Source organism: Rhizobium sp. NZLR8 (assembly GCF_019685025.1).
Taxonomy (GTDB): Bacteria; Pseudomonadota; Alphaproteobacteria; order Rhizobiales; family Rhizobiaceae; genus Rhizobium.
Map to the genome: position 1 here is coordinate 245,315 of NZ_JABDVY010000005.1, position 16,767 is coordinate 262,081.

Below are 16,767 nucleotides of genomic sequence, written 5' to 3' on the forward strand. Positions count from 1 at the left end.
GAGACATACAAAATGACGCGCGAGACGACCGGGTCTTCGGCAATGGAGACACTGCTTTCGACGCTCGACCTGGAGCCGATCGAGGTCGATATCTTCCGTGGACGCAGCCCGCAGGCCGGCTGGCAGCGCGTCTTCGGCGGCCAGGTGATCGGCCAGGCGCTGATGGCGGCGCAGCGCACCATCGAGGGCGAGCGTTTCGTCCATTCGCTGCATGCTTATTTCATGCGGCCCGGCGATCCCTCGGTGCCGATCATCTACCAGGCGGAGCGCATCCGCGATGGATCGAGCTTCAATACCAGGCGCGTCGTCGCGATCCAGCACGGCAAGGCGATCTTCACGCTGTCGGCCTCCTTCCAGGTGGAGGAGCCGGGCTTCGATCACCAGATCGTCATGCCTGAGGTGACAATGCCCGAAGCGCTGCTTGGCGAACAGCAGATCAAGGAGCAATATCTCGCGCATGCGCCGGAGGCGATCCGAAAATACTGGCAGCGCGAGCGGCCGATCGAGATCCGTCCCGTCTCGCTGACGCATTATTTTTCTGACAAGAAGCTCGATCCCAAACAAGACGTTTGGGTGCGCGCCACCGGCCCGGTTCCCGACGACCGGCTCTATCAGGCGGCCGTGCTTGCCTATCTCTCGGACATGACCCTGCTCGATACGTCGCTTTATGCACACGGCACCTCCATCTTCGATCAGAGCCTGCAGGTGGCAAGTCTCGATCATTCGATGTGGTTTCACAGGCCCTGCAAGCTCGACGACTGGTTGCTTTATACGCAGGACAGCCCGTCGGCGTCGGGTGCCAGAGGGCTGACCCGGGGTAGCCTGTTTACCCGATCGGGTGAGCTGATTGCCTCTGTCGCACAGGAGGGTTTGATTCGGAAAAAGGCAAATGAATAAAAAATACGCATCTTTTTAAAATTGCGCATTATTTGTGCGATTGATGGCCGGTCATTTGCCGATCATTTGCCTGTTTATTGGCGCCCGGTATTATAATCGTTATTTTTCAATAAGTTATTCCATGCCTCGAATCTGGCACGTCCCTTGAATGTATATCGCCGGTCGCTGTTCAGGAACGTCAGCGGCAAGGAGAGTCGGCTCCGCGCCGAGGATAACGAAGGATGGGAAACCAGATGAAAATTGTGATGGCTATTATCAAGCCGTTCAAGCTCGATGAGGTCCGCGAAGCTCTTACGGCGATCGGCATTCAAGGGCTGACCGTGACCGAAGTGAAGGGCTACGGGCGCCAGAAGGGGCATACCGAAATCTATCGCGGCACCGAATATGCGGTCAGCTTCCTGCCGAAGCTCAAGATCGAAATCGCGGTTGCATCGGAACTCGTCGACAGGGCGGTCGAGGCCATCGCGGCATCGGCCAAGACCGGTCAGATCGGCGACGGCAAGATTTTCGTCTATTCGATCGACCATGCCGTGCGCATCCGTACGGGCGAAACCGATTCAGAAGCGCTGTAAGCGGCAGATCAAGGAGCTTTTTCCAATGTCAATTTCGAAGTTTTCTTCCACCTTTGCGCGGATTTGCGCAGCTTCGGCAGCGCTTCTCGCGCCGGCCGTCGCTTTCGCGCAGGAAGCTGCACCGGCTGCGGCTGCAGCACCGGTGCCGGACAAGGGCGATACTGCCTTCATGTTCATTTCCACGATCCTTGTGCTGTTCATGCTGGTGCCCGGCCTAGCACTCTTCTATGGCGGTCTCGTTCGCGCCAAGAACATGCTCTCCGTTTTGATGCAGTGCACGATGATCGGCGCGGTGGTTATGCTGATCTGGGTGATTTACGGCTATTCCTTCGCTTTCGGCGGTTCGGACAGCCCCTATTGGGGCGGCACGGCCAAGATGTTCCTTTCCGGCGTTTCCACGGCAACCACGGCTGCAACCTTCTCCAAGGGCGTCGTCATTCCGGAATTCATCTTCATGTTATTCCAGATGACCTTCGCAGCGATCACACCTGCCCTGATCATCGGGGCTTTCGCCGAGCGCATCAAATTTTCGGCTGCAGTTCTCTTCTGCGCACTTTGGGCGACTTTCGTCTACTTTCCGATCGCGCACATGGTCTGGGATTCGAACGGCATGCTCTTCAAGATGGGCGCGCTTGACTTCGCAGGGGGTACGGTCGTCCACATCAATGCCGGTATCGCTGGTATCATTGGCGCTCTTCTGGTCGGTAAGCGCACCGGCTACGGCAAGGACATGATGGCACCGCATTCGATGACGCTGACCATGGTCGGCGCCTCGATGCTCTGGGTCGGCTGGTTTGGCTTCAACGCGGGCTCCAACCTCGAAGCCTCCGGCGGTGCGATGCTTGCAACGGTCAACACCTTCATCGCGACCGCAGCTGCCATCGTTTCCTGGACGCTCGTCGAAACCCTTGCTCGTGGCAAGGCGTCTATGCTCGGCGGTGCTTCCGGCATGGTTGCGGGTCTCGTTGCCATCACGCCGGCTGCTGGAATCGCCGGTCCGATGGGCGCGATTGTCATGGGCCTAGCCGTTTCGCCGCTTTGCTACTTCTTCGTATCCGTCGTGAAGAACAAGTTCGGCTATGACGACACCGCAGACGTCTTCGGCGTGCACTGCGTGGGCGGCATATTCGGCGCTATCGCAACGGGCGTCTTCGCCAGCGCGTCGCTCGGCGGCGTCGGCTATGTCGAAGGTGTGACGATGGGAAGCCAGGTCGTTGTTCAGCTCATTGCCGTTCTCACTACCATCATATGGTGCGGCGTCGGTTCGGCGATCCTCTACAAGATCGTCGATGTCGTCATCGGGCTGCGCGTCAGCGTCGAAGCCGAGCGCGAAGGTCTCGACCTCGCGACCCACGGCGAAGCCGCCTACCACTCGTAAATCAGCTTTGCGGCGCCTGGCTTAAGGGCGCCGCTCCACGGCCCGTCGCGGCCTATCTAATCATAGACCGCATTTGGCCCGGACCTCTCAAGGTTCGGGCTTTTTTTATTTCCCTGTCGCGAATGCACGTCCAGGCGTGCATGGTTAACATCGCTTTAACCCGGCTCTGATTAGGTGGAGCGGACGCATTTTGGCATGGCGAAGCTTCGGTGATTCGCCTGCCCTCAGGCATTGGACGGGTTAGACACATGGCAAGAAGCACGTCGCCGGCGATGGATGGCCGTCCGGATCGGTTCTCCCTCTCGGCATTCATGCTGCGGCAGATCCAGGCCCTCATCGGCTTTGCGATCTTTCTGCTATTGGCGCTCTGCGTCGCGGCGCTGGCGACATGGAACGTTGCCGATCCGAGCTATTCCTATGCCACTGCCAATCTGCCGACCAATATCCTCGGTTATAGCGGCGCTGCCTTTGCCGATATCGTCATGCAGTTTCTCGGCCTTGCCAGCGTCATTTCGATGCTGCCGATCGTCGCCTGGGCGCTGACGCTGATCTCGGGCCGCCGCTTCAGCCGTATCCCCGCCCGAGCCGGCGCCTGGCTTGCCGGTACGGTGCTTTCCTGCGCCGTGATCGGCTGCTTCCCGCCGCCGCTCACTTGGCCGATCCCGAACGGGATCGGTGGCGTCATCGGCGACATGATCCTGCGTTTTCCCGCACTCTTCGTCGGCGCTTATCCCACCGGCACCTTCGCCATGGTCGTCGGCTGCATCTTTGCCGCGCCGACCGCCTGGATGATGCTATTTGCGTCGGGCCTCGTCGGCCGCAGCGACTCCGAGGAGGAGATCGAGGAAGATTGCGTCGGGACAACAAGCAAGGTCCGCGTCGTCGGAGACGAGGACGAGGACGACGAGTCGCGCTGGGTCGCTCTTAGCGGTGCGATGACCCATGCTTGGTACATGAGCCAAGGGCGGCTGCGCCGGCTCTTCGGCATGGGGCCGCGCAAGCGCCGCCAGGGCGATTTCGAATCACCCTATGATTTCAACGATGACGAGTTCGGCACCCTGAACGAACCCGTCCGCGCCAAGGCGCCCACCGTCCGCGGCGAGCGCATGGAGCCGTCGATGGAGGCACGCGCAGCATCGCCGCGGCGTATCGTCTCTGCACCGTCGCTTTCCGTCGATGACGACGATGATGACGACGATCTGCCCTTCGATGCCGACATGCCGCCGCGCCCGGCCGATATTCTGCCCGATGATGACGACGACGACTGGATGATCCGCGCACCGGCAAAGGCCGCCGGCAAGCCGGAACCGCGCGTCGTGCCTTTGGTCTCGCGTCCGAAGCCCAGCGCCCGCATCGAGCGGGAGGCGCAGGGCTCGTTCATCCGTCCGGAGGGTTTCCAGCTGCCCTCGATGCATCTGCTTGCCGAACCGAAGAATGTCGTGCGCGACTCGACGCTATCAGCCGATGCGCTGGAGCAGAACGCCCGCATGCTCGAAGGCGTGCTTGAGGATTTCGGCGTCAAGGGCGAGATCATCCATGTCCGCCCCGGCCCGGTCGTCACGCTCTATGAACTGGAGCCGGCGCCCGGCATCAAGTCGTCGCGCGTCATCGGCCTTGCCGACGATATCGCCCGCTCGATGAGCGCCATTGCCGCCCGCGTCGCCGTCGTGCCCGGCCGCAACGCGATCGGCATCGAATTGCCGAACCAGACGCGCGAGACCGTCTATCTGCGTGAACTTATCGCCTCCAGGGATTTCGAAGGCAGCAAGGCTAAGCTCGCCATGGCGCTCGGCAAGACGATCGGCGGCGAAGCCGTCATCGCCGACCTCGCCAAGATGCCGCATCTGCTCGTCGCCGGCACCACCGGCTCCGGCAAGTCGGTCGCCATCAACACGATGATCCTGTCGCTGCTTTACCGCATGACGCCGGAACAATGCCGGCTGATCATGATCGACCCGAAGATGCTCGAACTTTCGGTCTATGACGGCATCCCGCATCTGCTTTCGCCCGTCGTCACCGATCCGAAGAAGGCTGTCGTCGCGCTCAAATGGACCGTGCGCGAGATGGAAGAGCGCTACAAGAAGATGTCGAAGATCGGTGTGCGCAACATCGACGGCTTCAACACCCGCGTCGAGCAGGCCTTGTCGAAGGGCGAGGCGATCTCGCGCACGGTGCAGACCGGCTTCGACCGTCACACCGGCGAGGCAATGTACGAGACCGAAGAATTCGACCTCAGGCCGATGCCCTATATCGTCGTCATCATCGACGAAATGGCCGACCTGATGATGGTCGCCGGCAAGGATATCGAAGGCGCCGTGCAACGGTTGGCGCAAATGGCGCGCGCGGCCGGCATCCACGTGATCATGGCGACACAGCGGCCATCGGTCGACGTCATCACCGGCACCATCAAGGCGAACTTCCCGACCCGAATCTCCTTCCAGGTCACCTCGAAGATCGACAGCCGCACTATCCTTGGCGAACAGGGCGCCGAACAGCTTCTTGGCATGGGCGACATGCTCTACATGGCGGGCGGCGGACGTATCCAGCGCGTGCATGGTCCGTTCGTCTCGGATGTCGAGGTGGAAGAGATCGTCTCCTACCTGAAGACCCAGGGCTCGCCGCAGTATCTCGATGCGATCACCGCCGACGACGACGAAGATGGTGATTACGGCGGCGGTAGCCCGGCCGGTACGTCCAACCTCTCGGATTCGGAAGATCCTTACGATCAGGCCGTCGCCATCGTGCTGCGTGATGGCAAGGCCTCGACCTCCTACGTCCAGCGCCGGCTCGGCATCGGCTACAACCGGGCCGCCTCGCTCATCGAGCGGATGGAGAAGGAAGGCATCATCGGGCCGGCCAATCATGCCGGCAAACGCGAGATTCTTGTTCCGACCGAAGGCGACATCCTCGACCGCTGAAATAATCGGCATATATTTCCAATAGGGCCGGTTTTGCGGAAACCTGACAGCGTCGAAGCCGTTACCTCTCGCGGGCCGATCGCAACGCCTTGAAGACGCCGCCTTTCGGCAGCATGCAGATCGCATAAAGGAGATTTAGATGAGTAACTCCGACCCCTTCCTCTCCGGCCTGACGGTAACGCGCCGCGATCTTCTCGGCGCCTTTGCCGTTGCTGCGATGGTGAGCGCCGTTCCCTTCGGTGCTTATGCGCAGGCGGCAGCTCCCGCCTCCGGCACCGCGCAGGCGATCGCCGACCACTTCTCCGGTGTCACGACGATGCAGGGCGAATTCGTGCAGTTCGGTCCGCGCGGCGAGCAGACCGGCGGCAAGTTTTTCATCCAGCGGCCCGGCAAACTGCGCTTCAATTATGACGACCCGTCGCCGATGCGGGTGATCGCCGACGGCAAAAACGTCGCCATCGGCAATACCAAGCTGAAAACCTGGGACCTCTATCCGCTCTCGAAGACGCCGCTCAGCCTGCTCCTGGCGCAGCACATCGACCTCTCGGCCGGCATGGTGAAGCGCGTGAAGGAAGAGTCGGATCTGACGACGATTGCGCTCGGCAACAACACGGTATTCGGCAGCTCGACCATCACCATGATGTTCGACCCGAAGACCTACGACCTGCGTCAGTGGACGATCACCGACAACCAGGGCAAGGACACGTCGGTGATGATCTTCAACGTCAAGACAGGCATGCAGTTCGACGATCGCGTGTTCCGCGTGCCCTATGAGACCATTCCGGGCACGCCTCAGTCCCGCGACTGACGCCTTTTTGGTTGACTGTCCCCTGTTTTGCACGCGGGCGGTTCCCTCCCATCCGCCTTTGTTCTAAAGCCCTTTCATGAAAGCATGAAAGGGCTGGGAATATGGGCTTTTCGATCACCACCTGGAACATCAACTCGGTGCGGCTGCGCATGCCGATCGTCGAGCAGCTCGTTCTCAAGCACAGGCCTGACATTCTCTGCCTGCAGGAAACCAAGGTGGCGAACGAGCTCTTTCCGGCCGCACCGCTGCGGGCGATGGGCTACGATCACATCATCATCCACGGCCAGAAAGGCTATCACGGCGTGGCGATCGCCTCGCGCATTCCGCTGACGGAGGATCACCGGCAGGATTATTGCGGGGTCGGCGATGCCAGACACATTTCGGCGATTTTCGAGCGCGGCAATCGCCGTGTCCGGCTGCACAATTTCTACGTTCCGGCCGGCGGCGACGAACCCGACCGTACCGTCAATCCGAAATTCGGCCACAAGCTCGATTTCATCGAGGAGATGAAGCGGCTGAAAGCCAATGGTGAGAGCAACACCTCCGCCATCCTGGTCGGCGACCTGAACGTCGCGCCGCTGGAGCACGATGTCTGGTCGCACAAGCAGCTCCTGAAGATCGTCAGCCATACGCCTGTCGAGACCGACGGGCTGCTTGAGGTGATGAAGCGCGGCGGTTGGCTCGATCTCATGCGCCAGCATGTGCCGGAGAACGAGAAGCTCTATACCTGGTGGAGCTACCGCGCCAAGGACTGGGAGGCGGCCGATCGCGGCCGCCGTCTCGACCATATCTGGTCGTCATCGGATCTCGGGCCGCATCTCCGGCGCATCGAGATCCTGAAGGAGGCGCGCGGCTGGGACCGGCCCTCGGACCATGTGCCGGTCACGGCGCATTTCGATCTTTAGAGCGGTGTGGTGGTTCAGCTTTTCGTGGAAGCGCAGAACCGCTCCAGCAGGCCTCAGCTGAAGCGGTAGAACTGGCTTGCGGCCTTTGCCGCAAGTTCGGCGAGATTGTCGCGGATGCGGTTCTGGATCAGCAGGGCTGCGTCCGGATATTCCTCGATCAGTCGGTAGAAGAGGGCGCGGGTGATGCGGATGATGCCGGTGTCCTCGCGCGCCACCGCGGTGAACTTGCGCTCCACCAGCGTGACCAGCGCCAGTTCGGAAATCATCGTTCCGGGGCCGGCGACCCCCTCCGTCTTCTGCATGCCGTCGCTGCTTGCAGCGCTCAGCTCCAGGCTGCCGCTGAGGACGACATAGGCACTCTCGGCGGGCGAGCCCTGGCGAAACAGCATCTGGCCGGCCGCGATCATGCGCCGATCGGCGCCGAAGGCGATCAGCCGCAGCTGATCCTCGTTCATATCCCTGAACAAAGGAAGCTGCGCGAGCATGTGGATGTCGTCGGTCAGCGCCATGCGGGCTTTTCGCCTAAGAGCAATTCCATCAAAAGCGCGTAGCGGCTTTGCGTCCGGAATTGCGTGAAAACAGAGAGATAGAGCATTTCCGTGATTCGGAGAAAAATGAAAATGCTCTAGGGTATGATCTTGTAGCCGCCGTTTTCGGTGACCAGGATTTCGGCATTGGAGGGATCGCGCTCGATCTTCTGGCGCAGCCGGTAAACGTGGGTTTCCAGCGTATGCGTCGTCACGCCGGAATTATAGCCCCAGACCTCTTCGAGAAGAACGTCGCGGGTCACGACCTTCTGTTCGGCACGATAGAGATAGCGGATGATCGCCGCCTCCTTTTCCGTCAGCCGGATCTTCTGGCCGTTATCGGTGGTGAGCAGTTTCTGGCTCGGCTTGAAGAGGTAGGGGCCGACGGTGAAGGTGGCGTCCTCGCTCTGCTCGTGCTGGCGCAGTTGCACGCGAATGCGCGCGAGCAGCACGGCGAAACGGAAGGGCTTGGTGACATAGTCGTTGGCGCCGGCTTCGAGGCCAAGGATCGTGTCGGAATCGGTATCGTGGCCGGTCAGCATGATGATTGGCGCCTTGAAGCCGCCCTTGCGCAGCAGTTTCACCGCCTCGCGGCCGTCCATATCGGGCAGGCCGACATCCATGATCAGCAGATCGACCGGTGTCGAGCGGGCGGTCGCAACACCCTTGCCGGCGTTGGCTTCCTGCAGAACCGAAAACTCCTCATACAGCGACAATTGCTCCGTCAGCGTCTGACGAAGGTCGTCGTCGTCATCCACCAGAAGAATGGTGCGTGCGGTCATGCCGTCTTGTCCTCGTGTTATCTTCCCTAGTCCTACGCCAAATTCCTGGTTTGGCAAGGATCGGGCGGCGGGCTGTTGCCGCACAGGTTTTCATATGATTTCAATGGGAGCCCCAGACAATGCAAGACATGCGAGAAAAATGGAAAAAACAAGGCGGAAGCCGGGGATGAAGCCGTCGACGATCGTGGTGCGGCCGGCGCCGGGCCAGAAAAGCCGGGCGATCGTCCGGTTCGGCGCCATCACCGTCCCTGCCGCGATCGGCCGCTCCGGACGAACCGCAATGAAACGAGAGGGCGACGGCGCCACACCGATCGCCTCGATGAGGCTGATATCAGGCTTCCGGCGTGGTGAGCGAAACGGCCGGCTCGCCACTTCTCTTCCCATCCGCCGCATCCGCGCCGACATGCTCTGGTGCGATCAGCCCGACAACGCCAGCTATAATCGCCTCGTCAGGGGGCCGTTCGGCCCGAGCCATGAGGAGATGCGGCGTGGCGACGGGCTCTACGATATCTGTCTGGTGATGGACTGGAACATCTCCTCGCGGGCGCGCAATCGCGGCTCGGCGATCTTCTTCCATCTCATCCGGCCGGGCTACGAGCCGACGGCCGGCTGCGTGGCGGTCAGCCTCAGCGACATGCGCCGGCTTCTGCCGCATCTTCGGAAAGGGACGATTGTCCGGGTCCTCTGATTGTCTTCCGGATACGGCCGCCTATATGTTTTCGGTGACCGAGCGCTCAGGCTGAAATGCGTTCCGGGACGCCTAAAAGTGTGGGCGCAATTCATGCCTCGTCCAATTCTCAAACTCCCGGAGATATATTGTGACCGCTCAACCCATCATTACTTTCCATGACGGACATTCCGTTCCCCAGGTCGGTCTCGGCGTCTGGCAGACGCCGCAGGACATTGCCGCCCCGACGGTGCGTACCGCAATTGCCGCCGGCTATCGCCATATCGATACGGCGTCCGGCTACGACAACGAAGAGGGCGTCGGTGAAGGCATCCGCTCTTCCGGCCTCGACCGCAAGGATATCTTCGTCACCACCAAGCTTAGGAATACCGACCAGGGTTACGACAATGCGCTCAGCGCCTTCGACGGCAGCCTGAAGAAACTCGGCTCCGACTATGTCGATCTCTATCTCATTCACTGGCCGTCGCCGCATCGCGGCCTCTACACCGAGACCTGGAAGGCTTTCGTGCGCATCCGCGAAGAGGGCCGCGCCCGCTCGATCGGCGTGTCGAATTTCTTTCCCGAACATCTGGAGCGCATCATCGGCGAAACCGGTGTCGTTCCGGTCATCAACCAGATCGAACTGCATCCCGACTTCCAGCAGAAGGCGGCGCAGGAGGCGCACAAGAAGCTGAATACCGCCACCGAATCCTGGAGCCCTCTCGGCCAGGGCAAATTCATTTCGAACCCGGTTATCGGTGAGATCGCCGGCAAGCATCGGAAGACGCCGGCCCAGGTCATCATCCGCTGGCATATCGACACCGGCCTCGTCGTCATCCCGAAGTCGGTGACGCCGTCGCGTATCGAGGAGAACTTCCAGGTATTCGATTTCAAGCTTGATGCCGATGACATGGCGGCGATCGCCAGACTCGACCGCGCCAGCGCCCGCATGGGACCGGACCCGATGACGGCAACCTTCTGATCGTCGTTTCGATCACGACCCAACCCATCAAAGGCCGCCTCTGAAGAAAAGATCGCCGCGGCGGCGGCCACATGGCACAGGTCACGCAGCCTTCACGTCAGTAATTGCAATTGGACGATCCGTTGGTCGGGGCAAAGCCGTAGTTGCAGGTATTGCCCAGGTTCGTCGGCCGTCTAATCGAGCCGGTATAATCGTCGAAGGCGCGCGAGGGATACCAATAACCGTTCGAGCTCTTGATATAACCGGGTCGGGCCTTGCTGGAGCCGCGATATCCGTTGACTGACGGTACTCTGTTCTGCGCCACCTGCAGCAGTTGGCTCGACGAGACCTGCGTGAGCGGCGGTAGGGTTGGATGCATCGATACGGCGCCCACGGCGTCGATCGATGCCAGCGATGCAAATACGGTCAGGATGGCATGCGCGAGACTCTTTGCCATTTTCCGCCTCATGACGACACTCCCCAAGGCGCAGTGTTCGCCGAAGCCGTCCGTAGCAGGCTGACGGTCTGTCGCGTGTCGCGCCTGATATCGATGAGGCCACAGGAATTTATCGATGTCGATTGCCCGAAAGGATGAAATGGGAATTGCCGGCGACGCACAAATGGGCTCGCCCGCAAGGGCATAGTCAAATCGCAAACGATCTAAGTTTTCATGCAAAACCTTAAGACGCTGCAGATCTTTGTGCGCTTGGGCGGCGCGCCGTGCTGCAAGCCGCAACAGCCTCGCACCGAAGCGACAGGGTCATGAAAGGCGAAGCCGCCCGATGTGCTCTGCAGGCATCGGGCGGCTTTCATTCTCTCCGTCGGACGGATCAGTTCCAGTCGCGGATATCGACGAAGTGACCGGCGATCGCGGCGGCAGCGGCCATTGCCGGCGAGACGAGATGCGTGCGGCCCTTGAAGCCCTGACGGCCTTCGAAGTTGCGGTTCGAGGTCGAGGCGCAACGCTCGCCCGGCTTCAGGCGGTCGTCATTCATGGCCAGGCACATCGAGCAGCCCGGCTCGCGCCAGTCGAAGCCGGCTGCCTTGAAGATTTTGTCCAGGCCTTCGGCTTCCGCCTGTTCCTTGACGAGGCCGGAGCCCGGAACGATCATCGCGTCGACGGTGGCGGCAACCGTCTTGCCTTCGACCACCTTGGCGACTTCGCGCAGATCCTCGATGCGGCCGTTGGTGCAGGAACCGATGAAGACGCGATCGAGGGTAATGTCGGTCATCTTCGTGCCCGGCTTCAGACCCATATAGTCGAGGGCGCGCCACTTGGAGGTGCGTTTGGTCTCGTCCTGGATATCGTCGGGATTCGGGACGATGCCCTGGACGGAGATGACGTCCTCGGGTGAGGAGCCCCAGGAGACGATCGGCGGCAGGCTGGCGGCATCGAGCACGACGACGCGGTCATAGTGAGCGCCTTCGTCGGTCTCCAATGTCTTCCAGTAGGCGATTGCCTGTTGCAGCGCCTCGCCCTTCGGTGCGCGCGGCTTGCCCTTGATGTATTCGAAGGTCTTTTCGTCAGGTGCGATCAGGCCGGCGCGGGCGCCGCCTTCGATCGTCATGTTGCAGATGGTCATGCGGCCTTCCATCGACAGCGAGCGGATCGCTTCGCCGGCAAATTCGATGACGTGGCCGGTGCCGCCGGCGGTGCCGATTTCGCCGATGATGGCGAGGATGATGTCCTTGGCGGTAACGTGCGGCGGAAGCAGGCCGTCGACCCGCACCAGCATGTTCTTCGCCTTCTTCTGGATCAGCGTCTGGGTCGCCAGCACATGCTCGACTTCGGAGGTGCCGATGCCGTGCGCCAGCGCGCCGAAGGCGCCGTGCGTCGAAGTGTGGCTGTCACCGCAGACGATGGTCATGCCAGGCAGGGTGAAACCCTGTTCCGGGCCGACGATGTGGACGATGCCCTGGCGCTTGTCGCTTGCCGAATAATATTCGACGCCGAATTCGGCGGCGTTGGTGGCCAGCGCTTCCACCTGGATGCGGCTTTCCTCGTTTTTGATGCCGAGATGGCGATCGGGCGAGGTCGGAACGTTATGGTCGACGACGGCGAGCGTCTTTTCCGGGGCGCGAACCTTGCGGCCGGTCATGCGCAGGCCTTCGAACGCCTGCGGCGACGTGACTTCATGGACCAGATGGCGGTCGATGTAGAGAAGACAGGTGCCGTCCGGCTGTTGATCGACCAGGTGATCGTCCCAGATCTTGTCGTAGAGAGTACGCGGTGCGCTCATGGCGTTAAGTCCGTTTTTTGGATGCTTTGGGAAATCGAGAAAAAAGCGGATCAGGCTCCGCCGGCCGTCATTCGATCAACGAAGTCGGCTGCTGAGCGCACCGGACACGCATGCAAAGAACCGCGCCGGCAGGCGATAGTGGTCCTGCAGCACGAAAATATGCGCACCTGTGCATCTGAACTTGGATTCCATCGCCTGCATATAACGATTTTTCGCGGCGGCTTCAATTTGAATCATCAAAGGGCGTCCGCGGTCCCTTCAGCCGTGTCACGGCTATCGATCGTTCACCGCGACTTCATCCACTTCTCCGTCCGCCGCAGCGCCAGCGACAGGCCGATCGTCAGGATCAGGTAGATATAGGTGACGATCGAATAGGTTTCGAAGAAGCGGAAGGAGCCGGCGGCATAGACCTTGCCCATCTGAGTGATGTCGGCGACGCCGAGCACGGAGACGAGCGAGCTGTCCTTCACCATCGAGACGAAATCGTTGGAGAGCGGCGGGAAGATCACCCGGATCGCCTGCGGGAAGACGACGGAACGGAAGCGCCGGTAGCGGGAAAGGCCGAGTGCCTTGGCAGCCTCGATCTGGCCGAGATCGACCGACTGGAAACCGGCCCGGAAGATCTCGGCAATGAAGGAAGAGTAACCGATCGTCAGCGCGATGATCGCTCGCCACATCAACGAGAGATCGCGCACCAGGATGGGCTCGGCCATGCCTGATGTCACCAGCGGCGAAATCAGGACGTTATAGGAAGCAACCAGAGCCGGTGCACCGACGAAGGCGACGTAGAACAGTAGCACGAGGATCGGGATGCCGCGGATGATCTCAATGTAGAATCGCGCGATCTGGCGCAACACCTGGCTGTCGGCCATGCCGAGCAGGCAGATGCCAAGGCCGAGCACGGTGGCGAGCACGAAGGCGACCAGCGTGACGAAGACGGTGATGCCGACACCGTTGACGACGGTGCGGAAAACCTGAGCGTAGATATCGTTGGCGACGATGACGGCAGCAAGGGCGATGCCGATCACGACAAGCGCGATCAGCCACCAGGGATAGTCGTCCTTGACGTGCCTGTCGGGAGATGGTCGCAAAGCCATCAGCAATTGCTCGGCGTCATTCGCCCATCTTGTAGTCGAGGAACCACTTCTTGTTCAGCGCATCCAGCGTGCCGTCGGCCTTGAGAGCGGCGATGGCGGCATTGACCGGGGCGACGAGATCGGAGCCCTTCGGGAAAATGAAGCCGAAATCCTCGGTGCCGAGCGGCTCGCCGATCAGTTTCAGGGCGCCGCCCGAGGCATCGACATAACCCTTGCCGGCAGTGCCGTCTGTCAACACGACGTCGACGTCGCCGGCCTTCAGGGCCTGGACGGTGGCGCCGAAGGTTTCGAACAGCTTGATGCGCGGGTTCTGTTCGTTGCCGTCGAGCACTTCATAGACAGCGGTATAGAAAGGCGTCGTGCCGGGTTGCGCGCCGACCAGGCCGTCCTTGAATGCGCCGAAGGACTTGGCCTCGGTGAAACGCTTCTCGTCGCCGCGCACCAGCATGAACTGCTGCGAGCGCATATAGGGGTCGGAGAAATCGACCTTCTGCTTCCGGTCTTCCTTGATGGTAATGCCGGTCATGCCGATATTGTACTGGCCGTCGGAAACCGCCTGGATCATCGCGTCCCAGCTGGTGTTCTGATACTCGACCTTGAAATTCAGGCGCTTGGCGATCTCGTTCATCGCATCATATTCCCAGCCGATCGGCTTGCCGGATTTCGGATCCACGAATTGCAGCGGCGGATAGGCGTTCTCGGTAACGACGACGACGCTCTTGCCGCCTAGATCGGGCAGCGCAGCGGCCATTGCGGCGAGCGGCAGAAGACTAAGGGCGGCGAAGCTCGCAAGAACGGTGCGGCGAAACAACATTGATCGGTTCCCTAAAATTGAACGGCAAAAACTGTCATGGAAGATAGGTCCGAGGCAAGGCCGCCTGCTGCACGCCGAAGCAAAAAATAGAAAAGGCGACCCGAAGGCCGCCTTTTCAAGCAAAGAATTTTGCTTCAAGCAAAGACTGCGTCACGCAGATGTTATTCTGCTGCCGGTTCCGCGGCGGCAGCGGCTGCTGCTTCAGCAGCGGCCTTGGCTTCCGCTGCTTCTGCTGCCTTCTCGGCAGCGAGCGCCTGGGCTGCGGCAACCTTTTCAGCTTCGATGCGTGCCTTTTCCTCGGCAATGGCGGCGCGCTCGGCGTCGTTGAGCTTACGGGCGCGGACGCCGGTGTCTTCAACAATACGGGCAGACTTGCCGCGACGGTCGCGCAGGTAATAAAGCTTGGCGCGACGGACCTTACCACGGCGAACGACGTCGACGCTTTCGATCATCGGCGAGTAAACCGGGAATACGCGCTCGACGCCTTCGCCGTAGGAGATCTTGCGGACCGTGAAGTTTTCCTGCAGGCCGCCGCCGGAGCGGGCGATGCAGACGCCTTCATAGGCCTGAACGCGGGTACGGGTGCCTTCCGTGACCTTCACGTTGACGCGGAGGGTGTCGCCCGGGGAAAATTCTGGAAGCGTGCGCTTGGCTTCGATCTTGGCGACCTGTTCGGCCTCAAGCTGCTGAATGATGTTCATCGTCTTAACCTTTGGTTCTTCTGAAACAGCCAGAGCGCTCGACACTGATCCTTTGGAACTGGCCTCGGGACTTTGCCCTTTCGGGCGGGAGCGGGTTCGCCATTCTTTGTTTGCTGGCAGACGGGGATAAACCCCATTTCCGCGTGCGCCAATACACCAAAGCCCAGGGCTTGTCATCCCTCGCACGACATTTTTGTGAAAAAGGCCGCGAAATCAGCCGTTTTTGTCACTCTCAGCTTTTTCGAGCAGGTCCGGCCGTCGCTCCCGCGTCAGCCGCACCGCCTCCTGATGCCGCCATTTTTCGATGGCGCCGTGGTTGCCCGAGGTGAGAATGGCGGGGATTTCCCGGCCTTCCCAAGCCTGCGGCCGGGTATAGTGGGGATGTTCCAGCAGGCCGCCTTCGAAGCTTTCGTGCAGGCCGGAAAGATCGTTGCCCATGACACCGGGCAGGATGCGGATGATCGCGTCGAGCACGATCAGCGCCGCCGGCTCGCCGCCTGATAGCACGTAGTCGCCGATCGAGACCTCTTCCAGTCCGCGCGCCTCGATCACTCGCTGGTCGACGCCCTCAAAGCGGCCGCAGACGATGATGACGCCGTTGCCGGCCGCAAGCTCGCGTACGCGCTCCTGCGTCAGCGGCCGGCCGCGCGGGCTCATCAGCAGGCGCGGGCGGGTATCATTTTCCGCGGTGCTGTCGATCGCACGGGCGAGAACATCGGGTTTCAGCACCATGCCGGCGCCGCCGCCAGCCGGAGTGTCGTCGACGGTGCGGTGCCTGTCGGTGGCGAAGTCGCGGATTTGCACTGCATCCAGCGACCATTGCCCTCGCTCCATCGCCTTGCCGGCGAGCGAGAAGCCCAGATGCCCCGGAAACATTTCCGGATAGAGTGTCAGCACGCTCGCCCGGAAGGCCATGGCGTTACTTCTTCTTTTTCGGCTTGTCCGCGGTGAATTTCGAAAGCTCTTCGGAATCGTCGACCAGCCCTGCCGCCAGTGGATCGATCAGCAGCGTGCCGGCCTCGAGATCGATCTCCAGCACCGAGGCTTCGGAGAAGGGGATTAGCACCGGGCGTTTGCCCGGGCCCTTGAGTTCCAGCAGGTCGCCGCCGCCGAAATCGAAGACGCCGGTGACCGTGCCATAGCTGACGCCCTTGTCGTCGCGTGCTTCGAGACCTTCGAGATCGGCATAGTAGAACTCGTCGTCCTCCAGCTCTTCGTCCGGCAGGTTGTCGCGCTCGATATAGAGCTCAAGCCCGTTCAGCGCCTCGGCGGCATTGCGGTCGTTGACGCCGCGGAAACGGACGACGACGATATTCTTCGTCTCGCGGATTTCCAGCACTTCGAAGCTGCGGCCGTCCATGCTGTGCAGGTGGCCGTAGTCGCCAAGTGAGCTCGGATCGGCTGTGTAGGCCTTGGCACGCACCTCTCCCCGGAGGCCTTGCGCGCCACCGATCGTTGCCATCAGAACGGGGTTTTCAAGCTTTGTCATGGGTTCCTTCA

At 61.1% G+C, this 16,767-nt stretch carries 18 protein-coding genes; 8 read left to right on the forward strand and 10 right to left on the reverse strand.

Features of this window, described 5'->3' with window-relative positions; all coding sequences use genetic code 11:
• Positions 1-12 precede the first annotated feature (12 nt).
• The 6 genes from tesB to HJB89_RS14185 all read left to right on the forward strand — a co-directional run bounded on the left by tesB (position 13) and on the right by HJB89_RS14185 (position 7,478).
• Entirely contained in the window at positions 13-897 is an 885-nt protein-coding gene (gene tesB / locus HJB89_RS14160) for an acyl-CoA thioesterase II (RefSeq protein WP_207582172.1), read from the forward strand.
• 221 nt (positions 898-1,118) lie between these two features.
• Positions 1,119-1,469, forward strand: a complete 351-nt coding sequence (locus tag HJB89_RS14165; RefSeq protein ID WP_003543684.1) for a P-II family nitrogen regulator — start codon at positions 1,119-1,121, stop codon at positions 1,467-1,469.
• A gap of 25 nt (positions 1,470-1,494) precedes the next feature.
• Entirely contained in the window at positions 1,495-2,847 is a 1,353-nt protein-coding gene (locus tag HJB89_RS14170) for an ammonium transporter (protein ID WP_207582171.1), read from the forward strand.
• A gap of 248 nt (positions 2,848-3,095) precedes the next feature.
• Complete coding sequence (locus tag HJB89_RS14175; protein ID WP_221115448.1) at positions 3,096-5,765, forward strand: DNA translocase FtsK; 2,670 nt, start codon at positions 3,096-3,098, stop codon at positions 5,763-5,765.
• A gap of 139 nt (positions 5,766-5,904) precedes the next feature.
• A complete protein-coding gene (locus HJB89_RS14180; RefSeq protein WP_207582169.1) occupies positions 5,905-6,573 on the forward strand; it encodes an outer membrane lipoprotein carrier protein LolA in 669 nt (222 codons plus the stop codon).
• A 101-nt stretch (positions 6,574-6,674) separates the two neighbouring features.
• Positions 6,675-7,478: an exodeoxyribonuclease III gene (locus HJB89_RS14185; RefSeq protein ID WP_207582168.1), complete on the forward strand. Its 804-nt coding sequence runs from the start codon at positions 6,675-6,677 to the stop codon at positions 7,476-7,478.
• A 53-nt stretch (positions 7,479-7,531) separates the two neighbouring features.
• On the opposite strand, the gene HJB89_RS14190 is transcribed toward HJB89_RS14185, so the two are convergent.
• A complete protein-coding gene (locus HJB89_RS14190; protein WP_221150096.1) occupies positions 7,532-7,987 on the reverse strand; it encodes a cyclic nucleotide-binding domain-containing protein in 456 nt (151 codons plus the stop codon).
• A 116-nt stretch (positions 7,988-8,103) separates the two neighbouring features.
• Positions 8,104-8,787, reverse strand: a complete 684-nt coding sequence (locus HJB89_RS14195) for a response regulator transcription factor (RefSeq protein WP_003582964.1) — start codon at positions 8,785-8,787, stop codon at positions 8,104-8,106.
• 166 nt (positions 8,788-8,953) lie between these two features.
• On the opposite strand from HJB89_RS14195, the gene HJB89_RS14200 reads away from it, so the two are divergent.
• Together HJB89_RS14200 and HJB89_RS14205 are read left to right on the forward strand one after the other, a co-directional pair.
• On the forward strand, positions 8,954-9,475 hold the full coding sequence (locus HJB89_RS14200) for a L,D-transpeptidase (protein ID WP_207582166.1): 522 nt from the start codon (positions 8,954-8,956) through the stop codon (positions 9,473-9,475).
• 130 nt (positions 9,476-9,605) lie between these two features.
• A complete protein-coding gene (locus HJB89_RS14205; protein ID WP_221150097.1) occupies positions 9,606-10,436 on the forward strand; it encodes an aldo/keto reductase in 831 nt (276 codons plus the stop codon).
• Between the two features lie 97 nt (positions 10,437-10,533).
• On the opposite strand, the gene HJB89_RS14210 is transcribed toward HJB89_RS14205, so the two are convergent.
• The 8 genes from HJB89_RS14210 to rimM all read right to left on the reverse strand — a co-directional run bounded on the left by HJB89_RS14210 (position 10,534) and on the right by rimM (position 16,756).
• The gene (locus tag HJB89_RS14210) at positions 10,534-10,884 is read right to left on the reverse strand and encodes a cell surface protein (protein ID WP_221150146.1); all 351 of its coding nucleotides are present in this window, start codon (positions 10,882-10,884) and stop codon (positions 10,534-10,536) included.
• Positions 10,885-11,245: 361 nt separating this feature from the next.
• On the reverse strand, positions 11,246-12,655 hold the full coding sequence (gene leuC / locus HJB89_RS14215) for a 3-isopropylmalate dehydratase large subunit (protein WP_221131649.1): 1,410 nt from the start codon (positions 12,653-12,655) through the stop codon (positions 11,246-11,248).
• Positions 12,656-12,730: 75 nt separating this feature from the next.
• Entirely contained in the window at positions 12,731-12,892 is a 162-nt protein-coding gene (locus tag HJB89_RS14220) for a hypothetical protein (RefSeq protein ID WP_007632413.1), read from the reverse strand.
• 47 nt (positions 12,893-12,939) lie between these two features.
• Positions 12,940-13,752, reverse strand: a complete 813-nt coding sequence (locus HJB89_RS14225) for an amino acid ABC transporter permease (RefSeq protein WP_207582163.1) — start codon at positions 13,750-13,752, stop codon at positions 12,940-12,942.
• Between the two features lie 16 nt (positions 13,753-13,768).
• A complete protein-coding gene (locus HJB89_RS14230; RefSeq protein ID WP_207582162.1) occupies positions 13,769-14,566 on the reverse strand; it encodes a basic amino acid ABC transporter substrate-binding protein in 798 nt (265 codons plus the stop codon).
• Between the two features lie 161 nt (positions 14,567-14,727).
• Positions 14,728-15,267: a 50S ribosomal protein L19 gene (gene rplS, locus HJB89_RS14235; protein WP_221150098.1), complete on the reverse strand. Its 540-nt coding sequence runs from the start codon at positions 15,265-15,267 to the stop codon at positions 14,728-14,730.
• Positions 15,268-15,480: 213 nt separating this feature from the next.
• Entirely contained in the window at positions 15,481-16,182 is a 702-nt protein-coding gene (trmD, locus tag HJB89_RS14240; RefSeq protein ID WP_207582160.1) for a tRNA (guanosine(37)-N1)-methyltransferase TrmD, read from the reverse strand.
• A gap of 4 nt (positions 16,183-16,186) precedes the next feature.
• The gene (rimM, locus tag HJB89_RS14245) at positions 16,187-16,756 is read right to left on the reverse strand and encodes a ribosome maturation factor RimM (protein WP_007632422.1); all 570 of its coding nucleotides are present in this window, start codon (positions 16,754-16,756) and stop codon (positions 16,187-16,189) included.
• Positions 16,757-16,767 lie beyond the last annotated feature (11 nt).